The organism is Virgifigura deserti (assembly GCA_003576685.1).
Classification (GTDB): Bacteria; Pseudomonadota; Alphaproteobacteria; order Dongiales; family Dongiaceae; genus Virgifigura; species Virgifigura deserti.
Genome location: QOZR01000006.1, coordinates 290,205 through 309,201, shown reverse-complemented (window position 1 = coordinate 309,201; position 18,997 = coordinate 290,205). Strand labels below are relative to the sequence as shown.

Genomic DNA, 18,997 nt, shown 5'->3' with positions numbered 1-18,997 from the left:
CGCCTTGCGACGGCGCGAGGCGGCGCTGGCGCGCCTCCAGCGCAAAGCCGGCCCGTCGGCCGCGCCGGCTCGGGCGGCCGCCTCGGCCGGACGCGGAGCGCGCGCATGACTCGCAAGCGGCGTCGTCTCTATATGGTCGGAGTGGGCATGCTGATGCTGGCCGCCGCCGCGGCGCTGGTGCTGACCGCGTTCGAGGACTCGCTGGTCTTCTTCTACAGCCCGACCGAGCTGCAGGCGAAGGAACTGGCGCTGGAGCGCCGGGTCCGTCTGGGCGGTCTGGTCGAGGAGGGCAGCGTGATCCGCGGCAGCGACGGTGTTACCGTCGAGTTCCGGGTGACCGATCTCCGCAACTCCGTGCCGGTGACCTATTCCGGCATCCTGCCCGACCTCTTCCGCGAGGGTCAGGGCGTGGTCGCAGAAGGGATCCTGCGGGCGGACGGCACCTTCGAGGCGAGCGAGGTGCTTGCCAAGCATGACGAGACCTACATGCCGCCCGAGGTGGCGGATGCCCTGAAAGAATCGGGACAATGGAAAGGCGCGACCCTGCCATGAGTGTTGGGCCATGAGTGTCGGGTCATGATCGTCGAGATCGGCCATTTCGCCCTGGTGTTGGCGCTGTGCACGGCCCTGGTGCAGGCGAGCCTGCCGCTGATCGGCGCGGCGCGGAACAACGCCGCCTGGATGGCGGTGGCACAGCCGGCGGCACAGGGCCAGCTTCTGTTCGTCGCCATCGCCTTCGCCGCCCTGACCTACGCCTATGTCACCTCCGACTTCTCTGTCCTCAACGTCGCCGCCAACTCCCATTCGGCGAAGCCGCTGCTCTACAAGGTGACCGGCGTCTGGGGCAATCACGAGGGGTCGCTGCTGTTGTGGGCGCTGATCCTGGCGCTGTTCGGTGCCGCCGTCTCCTGGTTCGGCGACAATCTGCCGGCCACCTTGCGCGCCCGGGTTCTGGCCGTTCAGGCGATGATCGGCGTCGGCTTCCTGTCCTTCATGCTGCTGACCTCGAACCCGTTCGCGCGGCTGATCCCGGCGCCGGCCGACGGCAACAGCCTGAACCCGCTGCTGCAGGACCCCGGCCTCGCCTTTCACCCGCCGATGCTCTATCTGGGCTATGTCGGCTTCTCGATGTCCTTCTCCTTCGCCGTCGCCGCCCTGATCGAGGGCCGGGTCGACGCGGCCTGGGCGCGCTGGGTCCGGCCCTGGACGCTGGCCGCCTGGGTCTTCCTCACCGCCGGCATCGGCCTCGGGAGCTGGTGGGCCTATTACGAGCTCGGCTGGGGCGGCTGGTGGTACTGGGATCCGGTCGAAAACGCGTCTTTCATGCCCTGGCTGCTCGGCACGGCGCTGCTGCATTCGGCGATCGTGGTCGAGAAGCGGGGCGCACTGAAGAGCTGGACCATCCTGCTCGCCATCGTGACCTTCGCGATGAGCCTGCTCGGCACCTTTCTGGTGCGGTCGGGCGTCATCACCTCCGTCCACGCCTTCGCCAGCGATCCGGAACGCGGCCTCTTCATCCTGGCCTTCCTGGTGATCGCGATCGGCGGCGCGCTCGTGCTGTTCGCCTTGCGCGCGCCGGCGCTGCAGGGCGGCGGGCTGTTCGCCCCGATCAGCCGCGAGGGCGGGCTGGTGCTCAACAACCTGCTGCTGTCGACGGCGACGGCGACGGTGTTCCTCGGCACCCTCTATCCGCTGTTCCTCGACGCTTTCGGAGCCGGCGCGGTGTCGGTCGGGCCGCCCTTCTACAACGCAACCTTCGTGCCGCTGATGATTCCGCTGATCCTGGTCATGGCAATCGGTCCGATGCTCGCCTGGAAGCGGGGCGATCTGGCCGGCGCGCTCGGCCGGCTGTCCTTCGCCTTCATAGGCGCCGCCGCCGTCGCGCTCGTCACCTGGCGCCTGCGGAGCGACGGGCCGGCCCTGGCCGTGCTCGGCATGGCGGTGGCGGCTTGGCTGCTCGTCGGCACGCTGGTCGAGCTGGCCGAGCGCGTGAAGCTGTTCCGCGCGCCGCTGGCCGAGAGCGGGCGGCGCGCCCGGCAGCTGCCGCGCGCCGCCTATGGCATGACGCTCGCCCACGCCGGCCTCGCCATCGCGATCATCGGCATGACCGGCGCGTCCGCCTGGAAGCAGGAGGAGGTGCGGATCATGCGACCCGGCGAGACGGTCGCCGTCGCCGGCTACGACTATCGCCTGGAGGGCGTCGAGCGGGTGCAGGGCCCCAACTACTTCGCCGACCGTGCCAGCTTCACCGTGACCGACGGCGACCGGGTCGTCGCCATGCTGCATCCGGAGAAGCGGTTCTACCCGGTGCAACGCATGCCCACCACAGAGGCGGCAATCCACACCACCGGGATCGCCGACCTCTATGCGGTCATCGGCGATCCGGACGGCGCCGGCGGCTGGACCGTCCGGATTTTTCACGAGCCCCTGGTGCCGTGGATCTGGGGCGGGCTGCTGGTCATGGTGGCGGGCGGCCTCACCTCGCTGAGCGATCGGCGGCTGCGCGTCGGCGTGCCGGCCCGCAGGCGGCAGATAGCCGCGGCCGGCGCCGGGGCTTGAGAGGAATAGGCGGAAGACCGTGCGCAGGCGATTGCTTTTCCTCCTGCCGGTGGCGCTGTTCGCCATCGTCGCGCTTTATCTGGTGGTCGGCCTCAGCCCCGAGCGCGATCCGACCCTTGTGCCGTCGGTGATGATCGACAAGCCGGCGCCGGACTTCGTCTTGCCGGGCCTGTTCGATGACGGTCAAGGGCTATCGACCGACGATCTGCAGGGGCAGGTTTCCCTGGTCAATTTCTTCGCCTCCTGGTGCGTGCCCTGCCGGGCGGAGCATCCGATCCTGCTGCGCCTCGCCCGCGAGGAGGGCGTGCCGCTCTATGGCATCGCCTATAAGGACCAGCCGGACGATTCGCGCGCCTGGCTGGCGGAGCTGGGCGACCCGTTCCAGCGGATCGGCGTCGATCTGAGCGGCCGCACGGCGATCGATTTCGGCGTCTATGGCGTGCCGGAAACCTATGTGATCGACCGCGCGGGCCGGATTCGCTACCGCCATGTCGGGCCGCTCACCCCGGCCGTGATCGAGGAGACTGTCCTGCCGCTGATCGCGGAGCTGCGATCATGAGACGCGGGCCAGGTCTGCTATCCGGAGTCCTGCTCGCGCTGCTGCTCGGTCTCGCCGCCTCGACCGCCGGGGCGGTGCAACCGGACGAGATCCTTGACGACCCGACGCTGGAGGCGCGCGCCCGGACGATCAGCCAGGACATCCGCTGCCTGGTCTGCCAGAACCAGTCGATCGACGATTCCGACGCCGATCTCGCCCGCGACCTGCGGCTGATCGTGCGCGAGCGGCTGGTGGCCGGCGACAGCGACGCGGAAATCAAGCAGTTCCTGGTCGCGCGCTATGGCGACTATGTGCTGCTCGAGCCGCCGGTCAAGCCCTCGACCTATGTCCTGTGGTTCGGCCCGGCGGCGATCCTGCTCGTGGCGGCCGGCGGCATCGGCCTGTTCTTCCACCGCCGCCGCGCACGAAGCGCCGCACCACCGCCCCTGACGGCCGAGGAGCGGCAGCGTCTCGCGACGCTGCTCGACGACCGGTAACCATCGTCTGAGGGACGAGATGCTGTTCTGGATCATCATCGGCGGCATGACGGCGGCGGCAATGGGTCTGCTGCTGCGGCCGCTGCTGCGCGGCGGCAGAGCGGAAGAACGGCCTGCCGCACCCGACCTCGCGATCTATCGCGATCAGCTCGCTGAGATCGAGCGCGATGTCGGATCCGGCCTGCTGTCGCCCGAAGAGGCCGCCGCCGCGCGGCTCGAGGTGGAACGCCGAATTCTGGCCGCCGCTCCCGCCGAATCCACGCCGGCAACGACGCCGCCGCGCCGGCATCGGGGAGCGGCGGCGGCCCTGGCCGTTGCCCTGCCACTTCTGGCGCTTGGGCTTTATCTGCAGTTGGGCGCCCCGAATCTGGCGCACCTGCCTGGCACGGCCGATCCCGTCCGCATGACTCAAGCACCGGGCGAGGCAACCGAAGCGAACATGGGAGCGCTCGTCGAGCGCCTGGCGCAGCGCATGGCCGAGGACCCGTCGAACCTGGAAGGCTGGCTCCTGCTCGGCCGCTCCTACGGGACGCTCGGCCGCTATCGTGAGGCCGCAGCCGCTTATGAGGAGGCGATTGCCCGCGGCGCGGACGGCGCGGAGGTGCAGTCGGCCTATGGCGAGGCACTGACGGCGGCACAGGACGGCCAAGTGACGGAGCCGGCGGTGCGTGCGTTCGAGGCGGCGCTCGCCGCCGACCCCGCCGAGCCGCGCGCCCGCTTCTATCTCGCGCTCGCCCGCGCCCAGGCCGGCCGGCTCGACGAGGCGCTGGCGATGTGGGTCGCGCTCGAAGCGGACACGCCGGCCGATTCTCCCGCGCGGGCAGTGATCGGCGCGCAGATCGATCAGGTGGCGCGTCAGCTCGGCCGCGATCCGGCGGAGCTCCCCGGGCGCGTCGCCGAAGCGGCCCCGCCCGAAATGCCGGCCCCGTCGGCCGAAGACATGCAGACGGCCGAGGCGATGTCGCCGGAGGATCGGGCGGCCTTCATCCGCGGCATGGTCGAGCGGCTGGCCGCGCGCCTTCAGGACTCGCCCGATGATCTCGACGGCTGGGTCCGGCTGGCCCGGTCCTATGAGGTGCTGGAAGAGGCCGAGGCGGCGCGCGACGCCTGGCAGCGGGCCACCGCGCTCGCCCCCAATCGGGTCGACTTGCTGCTCGGCTATGCCGGCGCGATCCTCGCGGCGGGGCCTGAGGGCGCCCCGCTGCCGGAGGCTTTCGGCGAGACCGTCGACCGCGTCCGCGCCCTCGACCCGAAGGACCCGCTCGGCCTTTATTTCAGCGGCCTCGCGGCGGCGGAGGCCGGCGACACAACGGAAGCCCGCGATCTCTGGACCGCGCTTCTCGCGCAGCTGCCGGAAGGATCGGCTGAGCATGCCGACCTGCAACGGCGCATCGAGGCGCTCGCCGGCGGCTCCTGAGACGCTCCGGCTTGCCGGGCACCCGCCGCCGTGGCTAGACTTCGCTCCCGCTCCGATCTCGCGAAGGAGAGTCTCGATGCAGCATCAGCGCAATTTCGGCCCGGCGATGACCTTGCCGGCCCACTGGTATCACGGCGCGGAGATGTACGAGAAGGAGCGGCGGGCCATCTTCGCGCGCGAGTGGCAGCTGGTCGGGCATCTCGGAGCCTTGCGCGAGCCGGGCAGCTACATCGCGACGGCGATCGCGGGCTGGCGGGTTTTCGTGATCCGCGACCGCGACGGAAACTTGCGGGGCTTCCATAATCTCTGCCGCCATCGCGCCGGCCCGCTGCTCGACGACGGGGCCGGCCATTGCGACATTCTGCGCTGCAAATATCATGGCTGGGTCTATGACACCGAGGGCCGGCTGCGGCGGACGCCGGACTTCGGCGAGGCGGCGGGCTTCGACAAGGCGGATTTCGGCCTCTTTCCGATCCATGTCGGGACTTGGCGCGGGCTCGTCTTCGTCAATCTCGACCAGGACCCGCCGCCACTGGAGCAGGGGCTGGGCGACCTCGTCGCCGAAACCGCGGCCTTCCCGATGGAGGACTTCACCGGCGTGCGCGAGGTGACCTTCGACATCGCCTGCAACTGGAAGACCTATACCGACAATTTCGTCGAGGGCTATCACATCCCCTCGATCCACGCGGCCTTCAACGCGGTGATCGACTTCAAGCGCTTCACCGCGGAGGCGCGGAACCGGACGGTGATCATGAAGGCGCCGCAGCGCGACGGATCGTTCTATGGCGGCGTCTGGCTGTGGCGCTATCCGAACACGACCCTGTCCGTCTTTCCGGACGGCATGAACACCTCGTCGATTCTGCCGCTGGACTGGCGGCGCACGCGACTGATCTACAACTTCTACTTTCGCGACACGTCGCCGGCGGCGATGACGGCGCATGAGCAGACGATCGCGCGAAACTGCGGCGTCGTCGAGGAGGATTTCGGCATCTGCGAGACCGTCCAGGGCAATCTTGAGGCCGGCCTCTACGACCAGGGGCCACTCAGCCCGCGCCAGGAGGACGGCGTCCGCTATTTTCACGAGATGGTGCGGGACTCGCTGGCCGCAGCGGGCTGATACTCGTTAACCTTGGCCACCGTTCCCTGGGCCGCTTTTTCCCTTGGCAAGGGCGCGCAAAGCCGACTACCCTGACACAAACAGGGAAAAACAAGGCTTTCAGGCAGAATAGAGGCTGCATGGGTGAACCAACACCCGCTCTCCTCGTCGAGGATCTGCATAAGCGGTTCGGCGATCTCGAGGTGCTGAAGGGCGTCTCGATGTCGGCCAATGACGGCGATGTGATTGCGATGATCGGCAGCAGCGGCTCGGGCAAGAGCACGCTTCTGCGCTGTATCAATCTGCTGGAAACACCGGATTCGGGGAAAGTCTATGTCAGCGGCGAGCTGATCCGCATGCGCCCGACCCGGAACGGTCATGCCCAGCCGGAGGACCAACGCCAGGTCGACCGTATCCGCTCACGCCTCGGCATGGTGTTCCAGAGCTTCAATCTCTGGTCGCATATGACCGTGCTGGAGAACGTGATCGAGGCGCCGATCCACGTGCTGAAGGTGCCCAAGGCGGAAGCCGTCGATCGCGCCAAGGCGCTGCTCGACAAGGTCGGGATCGCCGACAAGCTGGACTATTATCCGGCGCATCTCTCCGGCGGGCAGCAGCAACGGGCGGCGATCGCCCGCGCGCTGGCGATGGAGCCGGACGTCATGCTGTTCGACGAACCGACCTCGGCGCTCGATCCGGAGCTGGTCGGCGAAGTGCTGCGCGTGATCCGGAGCCTGGCCGAGGAGGGGCGCACGATGCTGATCGTGACCCATGAGATGGGGTTCGCCCGCGAGGTGGCGTCGGAGGTGATCTTCCTCCATGCCGGGCGGATCGAGGAGCGGGGACCGCCAGCACATGTCTTCGGGACCCCGAAATCGGAGCGCTGCCGCCAGTTTTTGGCCAGCAATCTGTGACACCCCGCCACGATCCTCGTCGGTGGACAGCCGCGGGGCTATTCTGAAGTCAGTGCAACGGGTCGTTTGAGGACGATTTGATAGGGAGACGGGCTGTGAAGAAACTTGCAACAATGACGATCGCCGCGGCGGCGCTGGCGCTGTTCGCCGGCAATGCCTCGGCAGACATGCAGAAGGTGCGGATCGGTACCGAGGGCGCCTACCCGCCGTTCAACTCGATCGACAGCGAGGGCAATCTCGTCGGCTTCGACGTCGATATCGCCAAGGCGGTATGCGAGGCGGCGAATTTCGATTGCGAGTTCGTGGTCCAGGATTGGGACGGCATCATTCCGGGCCTGCTGGCCAAGAAATACGACGCCATCGTCGCCTCCATGTCGATCACGCCGGAGCGGGAGGAGGTCGTCGACTTCACGAACAAGTACTACAACACCCCGGCGAAGTTCGTGGCCGCGGACGACGCCGACTTCGACATCTCGCCGGAGGGCCTGGCGGGCAAGAGCATCGGCGTGCAGCGCGCGACCATCCATGAGAACTTCCTGCGCGACAATTTCCCCGAGGCGGACATTCGCGTCTATGCCACTCAGGATGAGGCGAACGCCGACCTGGTGGCCGGGCGCCTCGATCTGGTGATGGCCGACAGCGTCGCGCTGAGCGACGGCTTCCTGAAGACCGACATGGGCAAGGGCTTCGCATTCATCGGCCCGGACTACTCCGAGCCGAAATGGCACGGCAAGGGCGTCGGCATCGCCATTCGCAAGGGCGAGGACGAGCTGCGCGAGGCCTTCAACGCGGCGATCAAGCAGATTCGCGAGGATGGAACCTACGAGGAGATCCAGTCGAAATATTTCGACTTCGACGTCTACGGCAAGCCGACCAGCTGAGGTGAGATCCCTTGCGGCTTGAGTCGAGGCCGTCTCTCTCACCCTCTCCCCGTCCGGCGGGGAGAGGGTGGCGAGGGGCGGCAATATTCGACGGCTTGAGGCCGATCGACGGCGCCACCGACCGGTCACGCGGCGGTGGCGTTATCGTTTCAACCGGCCGGCGATACCGCCGGCGACACCGAATGTGATCGCTCCGATGCCAGAAACTGAAGCGCCCCTTGAGGCGCCGGCGGCAGGACGCTGAGGAGGCCGCATGCTGGACCTCAGGGGATATGGATGGATGCTGTGGGACGGCCTCCAGATCACTATCCTCGTCGGCATCTGCTCCATGGCCGTCGCCCTCCTTCTGGGCTTGATCGGCGCCTGGGGCAAGCTGTCGAAATCGAAAATCGCCCAGGGGCTCGCCGGCACCTATACGACGGTCATTCGCGGCATCCCTGAACTGCTTCTGATCCTGATCGTCTATTACGGGGCGCCGACGCTGATCCAGAACATCGCGGCGCGGTTCGGCCATGACGTGATCATTGACGTCAATCCGTTCCTCGCCGGCTTCATCACGCTCGGCTTCATCTACGGCGCCTTCACGACCGAGGTCTTCCGCGGTGCCTTCCTGGCGATTCCGAGCGGCCAGATCGAGGCGGCGCGGGCGATCGGCATGAGCCGGACACTGGCCTTCCGGCGCGTCATCCTGCCGCAGGTCTGGCGCTTCGCCCTGCCGGGACTCGGCAATGTCTGGATGGTGCTGATCAAGGCGACCGCCCTGATCTCGGTGATTCAGCTGCCAGAGCTGATGCGCAACGCCGATGTCGCCGCCCGCGCGGTCAGGCTTCCCTTCACCTTCTTCTTCGCCGCCTCGCTGCTTTATCTTGGCATCACCATCGTCTCGATGCTGATTCAGCAGCGGGCCGAAACCTGGGCCAATCGCGGCGTGCGGAGGGCCTGATGGAACCCGACGGCCTGTTGAGCGGCATCTACCGGACCTTCCAGATCGTTTGGGAGAGCTTTCCCCAACTCCTCGGCGGCGCGCTCCTGACCATCGAGATCACAATCATCAGCGTCCTTCTCGGGCTCTGCTTCGCGGTTCCCCTGGCGCTCGCCCGGGTGTCTTCGAACCCGCTGCTGCGCTGGCCGGTCTATGGCTATATCTTCTATTTCCGCGGCACGCCGCTGCTGGTGCAGATCTTCCTGATCTATTATGGCAGCGGTCAGTTTTCCGATTTCCTCGAGGATATCGGCCTGTGGACCTATTTCCGCGAGGCCTATTTCTGCGCTGTCCTGACGCTGACTCTCAACACCGCCGCCTATACCGCCGAGATTCTGCGCGGCGGCATCCAGGCGGTGCCGCATGGCGAGATCGAGGCCGCCCGGGCGGTCGGCATGTCCGGCGGCTTGCTTTATCGCCGGATCATCCTGCCCAAGGCCTTCCGCCTAGCCTTGCCGGCCTATGGGAACGAGGTCGTGTTCCTGTTTCAGGCGACATCTCTGGTCAGCATCATCACGCTGATGGACCTGACCGGCGTCGCCCGGGTGATCGTCGCGCGCAGCTTCCATGTCTATGAAATCTATATCACCGCCGGCCTCATCTATCTGACGATCACCTACGGCATCCTGTGGGTGTTCCGGAAGGTCGAGTTCCATCTCGGCGGCCATCTGCGCGAGCGCCCGGCGACCGCCGTCGGGTCCAAGGCGGTCGTGGCCCCCACGGTGGCGCCGCGCTAGACCGGAAAGCAGGGAACTTCGGGCCCCAAGGGCTGTTAGTGCCAGTGGATCGACTTGCACTGATGTGCGAAAGGGCGTCCATGACATCCCGTGGACGCCCTCTTGTTGTCGTCGAGGGAGCCTCGGAATGGATATCTACGAAGTCATCAAGCAGGACCACGACAAGGCGCGGCGCATGATCGCGGAGCTGGCGGAAACGGACGAGAGGGCCGCCGAACGGCGGGCCGAGCTGTACCCTGACCTGAAGAACGAGCTGATGATGCACCAACATGTCGAGGAGGCGGTGTTCTACTCGCGGCTGGAATCCGAAGACGATACCCGGGCCGACGCACTGGAAGCGAAGAACGAGCATCACATCGTCGACACCCTCCTCGAAGAGCTCGACGTCATGCCCAAGGACAATGACGAATGGACGGCGAAGTTCGGCGTCCTTCGCGAGGTGGTAGAGCACCATATGGAGGAAGAGGAGGAGGAGTTCTTCGAGCGTGCCCGCGAGGTGATCGACGACTCGCTCGCCCGAAAGATGGGCAAGCAGATGCAAGACAAGAAGGCCGCCGGCCTCTCGGCCATGGAGCATGTCAACCAAGCGTCCTGATCGCCAGGACGACGGCGATCTTCCCGATCAAGCCCTCTTCGCAGCCCCGTCCTCCCGCTTCGCCGACCCCTCCCTCGGAAGCCCCGGGGGACGCTGGAACCTTATCTCTCGACAACCGTTAACCGTGCGATTCAAGGCTGAGATCCGGCCGCTCATCCCGCAGATGACGTTTTCGAGAGTACACAAGGTATGCGAATCGCACAGGTAGCGCCGTTGTTCGAAAGCGTTCCACCGAAGCTTTACGGCGGAACGGAACGAGTGGTTTCCTATTTGACCGAGGAGCTTGTCCGGCAGGGCCACGAGGTCACGTTGTTCGCCAGCGCCGATTCACGCAGCTCGGCCCGCTTGCGGCCGATGTGCGACAACGGTCTGCGGCTTTCACCCTGCATCGACCCCGTGCCGCACCATGCGCTGATGATCGAAAAGCTTCTCCAGGAAGCCGACGATTTCGACATCGTCCATTTCCACATCGAGTTTCTGCATTGCGCCGCGTTCCGCCGCCATAAGACGCCCGCCGTCACGACGCTGCATGGGCGGTTGGACCTGCCCGATCTGGTGCCGTTCTATCACGAGTTCCGCGACATGCCGGCCGTGTCGATCTCCAACGGGCAGAGGCTGCCGCTTCTGTGGCTGAACTGGCGCAGCACGGTCTATCATGGCTTGCCGAAGGATCTGTTCCGCTTCAACCCGGAGCCCGGAAAATATCTTGCCTTCATCGGCCGCATCGCCCCTGAGAAGCGGCCCGACCGGGCCGTCAAGATCGCGCGCGCGCTGGGCGTGCCGTTGAAGGTTGCGGCGAAGGTGGACCGGGCCGACCAGGATTATTTCGACACGGTCGTGAAGCCCCTGTTCGACGACCCGCTGGTGGAGTTCATCGGGGAGATCGGCGATACCGAGAAGAGCGATTTCCTGGGCGGCGCCTATGCCCTTCTTTTCCCGATCGATTGGCCGGAGCCCTTCGGCCTCACCATGATCGAAGCCATGGCCTGTGGAACGCCGGTGATCGCCTTTCGCTGTGGCTCCGTTCCGGAGATCATCCACGATGGGGTAACCGGCTTCGTCGTCGAGGATTGCGCCCAGGCGGTGATGGCGTTCGAGCAGGTTGGTCGGCTCGACCGGCGGGCCGTCCGCAGCACCTTCGAGGCACGTTTCTCGGTCGAGCGGATGGCGGAGGATTATCTGATGATCTACGAATCCCTGGCGAACCCTGCTCTGGCGCCGGTGCGCATCGCCTGATCTAGGAGGCCGATGCGCGGGGATGACGCCGGGCAAGGACATGGAATCCGATGACGCACGTCGCAGAGCGGATCTGACGACGCAAGAGTACGCCGACGTCAGCGCCTATATGCGGATGGAGGCAGCGCAGCTGGAGGCGCAGCCGCGCGTCCTCAAGGAGGGGAACAGCTTCGCCATCTTCAACGCCCATGGCGACATCCTGTCGATGCAGAGCGGCGAGACCGGCCTCTTCCACCAGGACACGCGCCATCTGTCGCATTACGAGATGCTGATCAGCAGCGCACGGCCGCTGCTGTTGAGCTCGAATGTCGGGCGTGACGACACGATCCTGTCCGTGGATGCGACCAACCCGGATTTCGGCCTGCCGGGTCAATCCCAACTGGGGCGGGACCAGATCCACCTGCTTCGCTCACTGTTCCTGCTGGACGGCGTCTGCTACGAGCGCGTCAAGCTGCGCAACTACGACGCCAAGCCCGTCGACCTGCTGCTGCAGGTCCTGTTCGATGCCGATTTCGCCGACATTTTCGAGGTTCGCGGCCAGCGGCGCCGTCAGAAGGGAACGCGCCTGCGGACGGAGATCGACGGCGATTCGGCCGTTCTCGCCTATCGCGGCCTGGACGGCATCATTCGCTCGACACGCCTGACGTTCGAGCCGATGCCGAGCCACCTATCGCCGACTTCGGCGGCATTCCGCATCTCCCTCGCGCCGGGCGAGACGACCACCTGCTTCGTGACCACCTCCTGCACTGCGGACGTCGCGAAGAAGCAAAATTTCTCCTTCTACCGGCGACAGGCGCGGCGTGCGCGGCGCGCCCGCCGATCCATGTCGGCCCACATCTACAGCTCGAACGAGCTGTTCAACGAGTGGACGAACCAATCGGCCGCCGATCTCTATATGCTGATCAGCGACACTGAGCAGGGGCCCTATCCCTTCGCCGGAACCCCTTGGTTCAGCTGTCCCTTCGGACGCGACGGCATCATCACCGCGCTGCAGTATCTCTGGCTTGATCCGTCGATCGCGCGGGGCGTGCTGGCGTTCCTGGCCGCCACCCAGGCGACCGAGGTCAATCCGGATCAGGACGCCGAGCCCGGGAAGATCCTTCACGAGACCCGCCGCGGCGAGATGGCAATGCTCGGGGAGGTGCCGTTCAGGCTCTATTACGGCAGCGTCGATTCGACGCCGCTGTTCGTGATGCTGGCGGGCGCCTATTTCGAGCGGACGGGCGACCGGGATTTCATCGCCGGGGTCTGGCCCCAGATCGAGGCGGCGCTGCGATGGATCGACGATTACGGCGATCTCGATGGCGACGGCTTCGTCGAGTACGCCAAACGCACGCCGAACGGCCTGGCGAACCAGGGCTGGAAGGATTCGTTCGACTCGGTTTTCCATGCCGACGGACGGCTGGCGAAAGCGCCGATCGCCATCTGCGAGGTGCAGGCCTATGTCTTCGCGGCCAAGCGGGCCGCGGCAACCCTCGCGGCGGCACTGGGCAAGACGGTGCAGTCGCAAACCTGGAAAATGCAGGCCGACCGCCTGCGGGACCGTTTCGAGAGCGTGTTCTGGTGCGACGAGCTGGGCAGCTATGCGCTCGCCCTCGACGCCGACAAGCAGTCCTGCCGCGTGCGCGCCTCCAATGCCGGTCATGCGCTGTTCTGCGGAATCGCCTCGGAGGAGCGGGCGGCGCGGGTGGCGGCGACGCTGACGACGCCCGACTTCCTCTCCAGCTGGGGCATCCGAACGGTGGCCGCGTCGGAAAGCCGTTACAACCCGATGTCCTATCACAACGGCTCGATCTGGCCGCATGACAATGCGCTGATCGCCCTCGGGCTGGCGCGATACGGGCTCAAGCAGGAAGTGTTGAAGATTCTGACGGGGTTATTCGACGCTGCGATCTTCATGGACTCGCATCGGCTTCCCGAGCTGTTCTGCGGGTTCAACCGGCGCGGCGCCGAGGGGCCGGTGCTGTATCCGGTGGCCTGTGCGCCCCAGGCCTGGGCCAGCACGACGGTGGCAGGCCTGCTGGCCGCCTGCCTCGGCATCTCGTTCGACATACCGGCGGGACAGGTCCGCGTCGACCGGCCGGTCCTGCCACCCTTCCTGGCGCAGGTTCAAGTGCTGAAGACGACGGTCGGAGACGCATCGGTCGACTTTACCTTCCTTCGCCAACCCGGTGAGGTCGCCGTCAATGTTTCCGGGCGGCGTGGCCAAGTCGATGTCCTGGTCACGCACTGAAGGCCCCCTGGGAAGAAGGCTCTCGGGAGACCGCCGCGATGCGATGCCGGCGGCTAGCCTCGCTTGAGCAGCGCCTGGACGGCACGCGTGGCGCTGCCCTCGGCCGCCTCGCGCTGCGGCTCGGTGATGAGACGATGGGGATCCTCATGAAGCCTCTCGAGGACCTGTTCGAGAGCGGCGAGCGCCGGGATCTGCCCGTGGCATTTGGCGACGCCCAGCACCGCGCCCCAGAGAACGCTCAGATTGGCCGCTTTGGACGCAGCCATATCGTCTCTCATCGCATCGCGATCGGCATAGGCGCCGAGGATGTCGACGACGGCCTCGGCCGCCGCGGCGCCCGCCTTGGCGGCACTGCGGACGGAGTCCGATGTCTCGGCGGCCGATCTCTCAGTCCGTGACGGAGCCGCCGCTCGGGATGCGGCCGGCGGGCGGGCGGGAAATTGGACGACGGTAGAATTTCGATGATGCACGAAATATCTCCCCAACCAAAGGTTAAGGATTATAAACAAGTCTTAATAAGGTATTAATGGTCCTTTGACACCCCCGCACCCATAGAACCGGACGTTTCCGACAGCGACAGTGAAGAAAGGGACGCGCCATGTGGATCATTTGGACGATCATTATCGGGCTCTTGGCCGGAATCGTCGCCAAGTTTCTGATGCCGGGCAAAGATCCGGGAGGCTTCATCATCACGATTCTGCTCGGCATCGCCGGCGCCTTCGTTGCCACTTGGCTCGGCCAGGCGGTCGGCTGGTATGGCGAGGGCGAAACCGCTGGCTTCATCGGCGCGGTCATCGGCGCCATCCTGATCCTGATCGCCTATCGGTTCATTCGCCGCCGGGCAGCATAGCGGTCCGACCGCAACGCTAGAGGCCGAGCTCTTCCTTGTAGGAGGCGGGGCCGCTCGCCATTATCGGGTGCGGGGGCTGCCGACCTGGGCTCACTGATCCGGGCTCACTGATCAGGGCCCGCCGGGCCTGTATGAGGAGCGTTTCGCGAGCGGCGATGTTCGTCTTAGAACTTTCGATCGTCATCCTGCTGATTCTGCTGAACGGCTTCTTCGCGATGTCGGAACTTGCTGTGGTTTCATCGCGCCGCGTCCGTCTTCAGCAGTTGGCGGAAGCAGGCAATCGCGGGGCGCGCACCGCCCTCAATCTGCATGACGACCCGAGCAAGTTCCTGTCCACCGTGCAAATCGGCATCACCCTGGTAGGTATCTTCGCGGGCGCCTTCGGCGGCTCCACCCTGGCACCGTATCTTGCGGACTATCTGAGGCAGATTCCCGCTCTCACGCGCTATGCCGACGCGGTGTCGATCGCGCTCGTCGTCGCCGGCATCACCTATCTGTCGCTGATCGCCGGTGAACTGGTGCCGAAGCGGCTTGCCATGGCCAATCCCGAACGTGTCGCGGTATTCGTCGCCCGGCCGATGAGCCTTCTGGCGCGGATCGGAGCGCCGATCGTCTGGTTCCTGGGCGTTTCGACGGAGCTGGTGCTGCGCCTCTTCGGCCTCCATCAGGTCAAGCGTGCCTCGGTTACCGAGGAGGAGGTCAAGTCGATGATCGCCGAGGGCACGCGAAGCGGCGTCTTCCATCCCGCCGAACGGGAGATGTTGGAGGGGGTGCTGCGCCTCGCCGACCGCAACGTGCGATCCATCATGACGCCGCGCCCCGACGTGGTCTGGCTCGACGCCGAGGACGATCCGGACGAGATCCGGCGAACGATTCTGGATAGCGGCCACTCGCGCTTTCCGGTGAGCCGCGGCGAGCTCGACGAGATCATCGGAATCGTGCAGACGAAGGATATTCTCGATCGGGCGCTCGCTAGGCAGCCGCTCGACCTCTCCGCGAGCCTGCAGAAGCCGATGATCGTCCATGACGGCACCTCAATTATCCGCCTGATCGAACTGTTCAGGCAGTCCGGCAGCCATATCGGAATCGTGGTCGATGAATATGGCAGCGTCGAGGGAATCGTGACGGCGACAGACGTTCTCGAGACGGTCGCGGGCGACCTGCCGGAGCGCGGAGAGGATGAGGAGCTGGACATCATGGCGCGCGAGGACGGCTCTTGGCTCGTCGACGGGATGATGCCGATCGACGAGTTGGGCGACCGTCTCGGCCTCCGCGGAATGAAGGGAAACCGGGACTTTCACACCCTCGCCGGCTTCGTTCTGTCGCATTTGGGGCATGTGCCCAAGCCGGCGGACACCTTCACCTGGCGCGACGTGCGCTTCGAGGTCGTCGATATGGACGGCCGGCGCATCGACAAGGTTCTGATCGTGCCGCCGGATCCGGATCGGCGCGCGACCTGAAGAAGTCGGCCGACCAAGGAATTGGTGGAGCCGAGGGGAATCGAACCCCTGACCTCCTCATTGCGAACGAGGCGCTCTCCCATCTGAGCTACGGCCCCGACCGGTCTCGGGAGGCGGACTATGGAAATTAAGCGGCTCGCTGTCAAGCGCCGCAAGCTTGCGCGCGGCGCCCCGGAAGGCTAGTTTCCCCGCTGTTCCTCAGCAGGCAACCGAACGGTCGGCAATGCAAGCCCTTGTGCAACTGATCAATTCCGTCATCAACATATATATTTGGCTGCTGATCGCCTCAGCGATCCTAAGCTGGCTAGTTGCGTTCAACGTCATCAATACGAACAACCGCTTCGTCTATACCGTCGGCGATTTCCTGTATCGCATCACGGAACCGGCGCTGCGGCCGATCCGTCGCGTGCTGCCGAGTCTGGGCGGGATCGACTTGTCGCCCGTCGTGCTGATCCTGCTTTTGGTCTTCGTCCAGAACCTGCTGATCGAGTATTTCTACTTTTGAGCGCTTCGGCTGTGGCGAAGCCGCATGACTCATCCAGGGCGAAGCCGCATGTCGCCGCCCCGGTCGCGATCGTCGCAGACGGCCTCCGAATCCGGGTCAAGGTGGCGCCCCGTGCGGCTGCGAACCGGATCGAAGGGCTGGCACCGGAGGCGGATGGCGGGGTCGCGCTGAAGGTCGCGGTGACCGCGGCGCCGGAGGACGGCAAGGCGAACGCGGCGCTGATCAAGCTGCTGGCCCGCGAATGGGGCGTGGCGAAGTCGGCCGTTACCGTGGCCGCCGGAGCCGCGGACAGGCGCAAGCTGCTGCATGTCGCGGGCTCTCCCGGCGCGCTGGCCGAGCGGCTCGAGCGCTGGCTCGCGGACTGGACTGCCGGCGGCGGCCGCTGAGATCGAGCTTCATTTTCCAAGTCAAACATCGGGACGTCTCATGACCGAAAGCAAACGCAGCAACAGCAAGATCATCGACGGCAAAGGGTTCGCGGAGAGCCTGCGCCAGCGCATCGCCCAGCAGGTCGCCCGGCTCAAGCAGCAGCACGCGCTGACGCCCGGCCTCGCCGTGGTGCTGGTCGGCGAGGACCCGGCAAGCCAGGTCTATGTCCGCAACAAGGGCAAGCAGACCGAGGAAGCGGGGATGAACTCCTTCGAGCATCGGCTGTCGAAGGAGACGAGCCAGTACGATCTGCTCGAGCTCGTGCATCGACTGAACAAGGACCCGGCGGTGCATGGCATCCTGGTGCAGCTGCCGTTGCCGAAGCAGATCGACCCGCAGGCCGTGATCAACGCAATCGATCCGGAGAAGGACGTGGACGGGTTCCATATCGTCAATGCCGGGCGGCTGGCGACCGGGGGCCTGGGCATGGTGCCCTGCACGCCGCTTGGCTGCCTGATGCTGCTGAAGGACCGGCTGGGCGACCTGTCGGGCAAGCATGCGGTGGTGCTCGGCCGCTCCAACATTGTCGGCAAGCCGATGGGCCTGCTGCTGCTGAACGAGAACTGCACCGTCACCATTGCGCACTCGCGCACGCGCGACGTGGCCGAAGAATGCCGGCGCGCCGATATCCTGGTCGCCGCCGTCGGTCGGCCGGAGATGGTTCGGGGCGACTGGATCGGCGACGGCGCCACGGTGATCGACGTCGGCATCAACCGGGTGCCGGGCGCGAACGGCAAGGCACGGCTGGTCGGCGACGTCGCCTTCGACGAGGCGGCGGAGCGTGCCGCCGGTATCACGCCGGTGCCAGGCGGCGTCGGCCCGATGACGATCGCCTGCCTGCTGCAGAACACGCTGACGGCGGCGGCGCGCCAGCACGGCATCGAACTGTCACAATGACGCGCGACCGGCGGCGGTAAGACGATGGGCGGTGGTCTGGTCGAGCTGAGCGTCGCCGCTCTATTGCTCGTCGGCAGCCATTTTCTGCTGTCGAGCGCTCCAATTCGCGGGCGCCTGGCCGGAGCCCTGGGCGAACGCGGCTTTCTGGGGCTCTATTCGGCCCTCGCCCTCGTGCTCTTCATCTGGCTGATCTGGAGTTACGGGGACGCGCCCGTCGTCCCGCTTTGGTCACCACCGGAGGGAACTGCCTGGTTGGCCATCCTGGTGATGCCGCTGGCCCTGCTGCTCCTCGTCGGTGGCTATTCGCAGCGGAACCCAACGGCCGTGATGCAGGAGAAGGCCGCGGGCGAGCGGCCGGCGCCCGGCATTCTCGCGATCACCCGGCACCCGGTGATGTGGGCGATCGGCCTGTGGGCGCTCGTCCATCTGGCGAGCAACGGCGATGCCGCCTCGGCGATCCTGTTCGGCGCGCTGGCGGTGCTGGCGCTGGCCGGAACTGTCGTCATCGACAGCAAGAAGCGCCGAAGCTGGGGGGCCGACTGGGCCCGGTTCGCGGCCGTCACCTCGAACATCCCCTTCGCCGCCATCCTCGCCGGCCGCGCCCGGTTTCACCCCGCCGAGATGGGCTGGACCCGCCTGGCAGCCGCGATCGGCCTCTATGCCGCCCTGCTGGCGCTGCATCCGGTGGTCATCGGCGTACCGGCCCTGCCGGTGTAGCTTCCGGGAGGAATGATCAGGGCGAAGGCACGTCCTCCGGACGGAAATAGATGGGCAGATTTCGGCTCCGAAATCGCTGAACCTCCTCGTCGGCGCCCTTCGATGGCCCACTGATTCGCAAGCAGGCATCGCATCGTTCCGCGACCGCCAGCGACATCGGCATCATCATTTCATCGAAGCTTTTGCCATCCGCCGCTTCAATCAGGGGAAGCGCCAGATTGACGCCGATGATCGGAACATGCCCAGCGCGGAAGAGCGTCACGGCCGCTTCGTTCATCGCCCGCAGGTTCGCGGCTCGGCGCGCCGCATCGGCGCCCCCGGCCGTGTAGGAGCCGGCTATCATGATCCACATCCTGATCTCCTCAATAGAAACCGCGGCTCAAGACCGGCACATGCCGAGAATCAATCGTACGGGCCACCCCCGATCAAGCTCGCCCCTCTCGGTTAATAAAGG

General features: G+C 66.1%; 21 protein-coding genes and 1 tRNA gene. 19 read left to right on the top strand and 3 right to left on the bottom strand.

Going from position 1 to position 18,997, the window contains the following annotated elements:
• The first annotated feature begins 105 nt into the window (after window positions 1-105).
• From ccmE to DT069_RS13025, 13 genes are all read left to right on the top strand, one after another.
• Entirely contained in the window at window positions 106-552 is a 447-nt protein-coding gene (gene ccmE, locus DT069_RS13085) for a cytochrome c maturation protein CcmE (RefSeq protein WP_119460734.1), read from the top strand.
• 24 nt (window positions 553-576) lie between these two features.
• A complete protein-coding gene (locus tag DT069_RS13080) occupies window positions 577-2,559 on the top strand; it encodes a heme lyase CcmF/NrfE family subunit (RefSeq protein WP_119460733.1) in 1,983 nt (660 codons plus the stop codon).
• 19 nt (window positions 2,560-2,578) lie between these two features.
• The gene (locus DT069_RS13075; RefSeq protein ID WP_425450206.1) at window positions 2,579-3,118 is read left to right on the top strand and encodes a DsbE family thiol:disulfide interchange protein; all 540 of its coding nucleotides are present in this window, start codon (window positions 2,579-2,581) and stop codon (window positions 3,116-3,118) included.
• A complete protein-coding gene (locus DT069_RS13070; RefSeq protein ID WP_119460731.1) occupies window positions 3,115-3,594 on the top strand; it encodes a cytochrome c-type biogenesis protein in 480 nt (159 codons plus the stop codon). The genes DT069_RS13075 and DT069_RS13070 overlap by 4 nt, the downstream gene beginning before the upstream one ends.
• A gap of 19 nt (window positions 3,595-3,613) precedes the next feature.
• Window positions 3,614-5,011: a c-type cytochrome biogenesis protein CcmI gene (gene ccmI, locus DT069_RS13065; protein ID WP_119460730.1), complete on the top strand. Its 1,398-nt coding sequence runs from the start codon at window positions 3,614-3,616 to the stop codon at window positions 5,009-5,011.
• 76 nt (window positions 5,012-5,087) lie between these two features.
• Complete coding sequence (locus DT069_RS13060; RefSeq protein ID WP_162913175.1) at window positions 5,088-6,128, top strand: aromatic ring-hydroxylating oxygenase subunit alpha; 1,041 nt, start codon at window positions 5,088-5,090, stop codon at window positions 6,126-6,128.
• Window positions 6,129-6,247: 119 nt separating this feature from the next.
• A complete protein-coding gene (locus DT069_RS13055; protein WP_119460728.1) occupies window positions 6,248-7,021 on the top strand; it encodes an ABC transporter ATP-binding protein in 774 nt (257 codons plus the stop codon).
• 95 nt (window positions 7,022-7,116) lie between these two features.
• A complete protein-coding gene (locus tag DT069_RS13050; protein WP_425450205.1) occupies window positions 7,117-7,902 on the top strand; it encodes an ABC transporter substrate-binding protein in 786 nt (261 codons plus the stop codon).
• Between the two features lie 253 nt (window positions 7,903-8,155).
• The gene (locus tag DT069_RS13045) at window positions 8,156-8,845 is read left to right on the top strand and encodes an ABC transporter permease (RefSeq protein ID WP_119460726.1); all 690 of its coding nucleotides are present in this window, start codon (window positions 8,156-8,158) and stop codon (window positions 8,843-8,845) included.
• Window positions 8,845-9,621, top strand: a complete 777-nt coding sequence (locus DT069_RS13040) for an ABC transporter permease (protein WP_119460725.1) — start codon at window positions 8,845-8,847, stop codon at window positions 9,619-9,621. Before DT069_RS13045 ends, DT069_RS13040 begins: the two co-directional genes overlap by 1 nt.
• Before the next feature lie 127 nt (window positions 9,622-9,748).
• Window positions 9,749-10,216 carry a hemerythrin domain-containing protein gene (locus DT069_RS13035; protein WP_119460724.1) on the top strand — a complete coding sequence of 156 codons (468 nt, stop codon included), beginning with the start codon at window positions 9,749-9,751 and terminating at the stop codon, window positions 10,214-10,216.
• A 189-nt stretch (window positions 10,217-10,405) separates the two neighbouring features.
• Complete coding sequence (locus tag DT069_RS13030) at window positions 10,406-11,452, top strand: glycosyltransferase family 4 protein (protein WP_119460723.1); 1,047 nt, start codon at window positions 10,406-10,408, stop codon at window positions 11,450-11,452.
• A gap of 22 nt (window positions 11,453-11,474) precedes the next feature.
• A complete protein-coding gene (locus DT069_RS13025) occupies window positions 11,475-13,685 on the top strand; it encodes an amylo-alpha-1,6-glucosidase (protein WP_425450204.1) in 2,211 nt (736 codons plus the stop codon).
• 53 nt (window positions 13,686-13,738) lie between these two features.
• Here the strand turns inward: DT069_RS13025 and DT069_RS13020 are convergent, their stop codons facing one another.
• The gene (locus DT069_RS13020; protein WP_119460722.1) at window positions 13,739-14,155 is read right to left on the bottom strand and encodes a hypothetical protein; all 417 of its coding nucleotides are present in this window, start codon (window positions 14,153-14,155) and stop codon (window positions 13,739-13,741) included.
• Between the two features lie 128 nt (window positions 14,156-14,283).
• Here DT069_RS13020 and DT069_RS13015 point away from each other — a divergent pair, with 128 nt between their 5' ends.
• Window positions 14,284-14,535, top strand: a complete 252-nt coding sequence (locus DT069_RS13015) for a GlsB/YeaQ/YmgE family stress response membrane protein (protein ID WP_119460721.1) — start codon at window positions 14,284-14,286, stop codon at window positions 14,533-14,535.
• A 155-nt stretch (window positions 14,536-14,690) separates the two neighbouring features.
• Window positions 14,691-15,995 carry a hemolysin family protein gene (locus tag DT069_RS13010; RefSeq protein ID WP_119460720.1) on the top strand — a complete coding sequence of 435 codons (1,305 nt, stop codon included), beginning with the start codon at window positions 14,691-14,693 and terminating at the stop codon, window positions 15,993-15,995.
• A 22-nt stretch (window positions 15,996-16,017) separates the two neighbouring features.
• Here the strand turns inward: DT069_RS13010 and DT069_RS13005 are convergent.
• Window positions 16,018-16,093 (bottom strand) — tRNA-Ala (locus DT069_RS13005).
• 125 nt (window positions 16,094-16,218) lie between these two features.
• Between DT069_RS13005 and DT069_RS13000 the strand changes: the two genes are divergently transcribed.
• Genes DT069_RS13000 through DT069_RS12985 form a run of 4 tightly spaced genes read left to right on the top strand, consistent with a single transcriptional unit; the run spans window position 16,219 to window position 18,543 of the window.
• Window positions 16,219-16,500, top strand: a complete 282-nt coding sequence (locus tag DT069_RS13000) for a YggT family protein (protein ID WP_119460719.1) — start codon at window positions 16,219-16,221, stop codon at window positions 16,498-16,500.
• Window positions 16,501-16,511: 11 nt separating this feature from the next.
• Entirely contained in the window at window positions 16,512-16,886 is a 375-nt protein-coding gene (locus DT069_RS12995) for a DUF167 domain-containing protein (protein WP_119460718.1), read from the top strand.
• Window positions 16,887-16,926: 40 nt separating this feature from the next.
• Window positions 16,927-17,826 carry a bifunctional methylenetetrahydrofolate dehydrogenase/methenyltetrahydrofolate cyclohydrolase FolD gene (gene folD / locus DT069_RS12990; protein ID WP_119460717.1) on the top strand — a complete coding sequence of 300 codons (900 nt, stop codon included), beginning with the start codon at window positions 16,927-16,929 and terminating at the stop codon, window positions 17,824-17,826.
• Window positions 17,827-17,850: 24 nt separating this feature from the next.
• A complete protein-coding gene (locus DT069_RS12985; protein ID WP_119460716.1) occupies window positions 17,851-18,543 on the top strand; it encodes an NnrU family protein in 693 nt (230 codons plus the stop codon).
• 16 nt (window positions 18,544-18,559) lie between these two features.
• Here DT069_RS12985 and DT069_RS12980 read toward each other — a convergent pair whose 3' ends face one another.
• The gene (locus tag DT069_RS12980; protein WP_119460715.1) at window positions 18,560-18,895 is read right to left on the bottom strand and encodes a DUF4406 domain-containing protein; all 336 of its coding nucleotides are present in this window, start codon (window positions 18,893-18,895) and stop codon (window positions 18,560-18,562) included.
• Window positions 18,896-18,997: the final 102 nt, after the last annotated feature.

Coding starts and splice junctions, on each gene's coding strand:
- DT069_RS13055 (WP_119460728.1), top strand. CDS start 6,248: ATGGGTGAACCAACACCCGCTCTCCTCGTCGAGGATCTGCATAAGCGG.
- DT069_RS13070 (WP_119460731.1), top strand. CDS start 3,115: ATGAGACGCGGGCCAGGTCTGCTATCCGGAGTCCTGCTCGCGCTGCTG.
- DT069_RS13010 (WP_119460720.1), top strand. CDS start 14,691: ATGTTCGTCTTAGAACTTTCGATCGTCATCCTGCTGATTCTGCTGAAC.
- DT069_RS13080 (WP_119460733.1), top strand. CDS start 577: ATGATCGTCGAGATCGGCCATTTCGCCCTGGTGTTGGCGCTGTGCACG.
- DT069_RS13045 (WP_119460726.1), top strand. CDS start 8,156: ATGCTGGACCTCAGGGGATATGGATGGATGCTGTGGGACGGCCTCCAG.
- ccmI (WP_119460730.1), top strand. CDS start 3,614: ATGCTGTTCTGGATCATCATCGGCGGCATGACGGCGGCGGCAATGGGT.
- DT069_RS13035 (WP_119460724.1), top strand. CDS start 9,749: ATGGATATCTACGAAGTCATCAAGCAGGACCACGACAAGGCGCGGCGC.
- DT069_RS13060 (WP_162913175.1), top strand. CDS start 5,088: ATGCAGCATCAGCGCAATTTCGGCCCGGCGATGACCTTGCCGGCCCAC.
- DT069_RS13030 (WP_119460723.1), top strand. CDS start 10,406: ATGCGAATCGCACAGGTAGCGCCGTTGTTCGAAAGCGTTCCACCGAAG.
- ccmE (WP_119460734.1), top strand. CDS start 106: ATGACTCGCAAGCGGCGTCGTCTCTATATGGTCGGAGTGGGCATGCTG.
- folD (WP_119460717.1), top strand. CDS start 16,927: ATGACCGAAAGCAAACGCAGCAACAGCAAGATCATCGACGGCAAAGGG.
- DT069_RS13040 (WP_119460725.1), top strand. CDS start 8,845: ATGGAACCCGACGGCCTGTTGAGCGGCATCTACCGGACCTTCCAGATC.
- DT069_RS13015 (WP_119460721.1), top strand. CDS start 14,284: ATGTGGATCATTTGGACGATCATTATCGGGCTCTTGGCCGGAATCGTC.
- DT069_RS13000 (WP_119460719.1), top strand. CDS start 16,219: ATGCAAGCCCTTGTGCAACTGATCAATTCCGTCATCAACATATATATT.
- DT069_RS13025 (WP_425450204.1), top strand. CDS start 11,475: ATGACGCCGGGCAAGGACATGGAATCCGATGACGCACGTCGCAGAGCG.
- DT069_RS12985 (WP_119460716.1), top strand. CDS start 17,851: ATGGGCGGTGGTCTGGTCGAGCTGAGCGTCGCCGCTCTATTGCTCGTC.
- DT069_RS12980 (WP_119460715.1), bottom strand. CDS start 18,895: ATGTGGATCATGATAGCCGGCTCCTACACGGCCGGGGGCGCCGATGCG.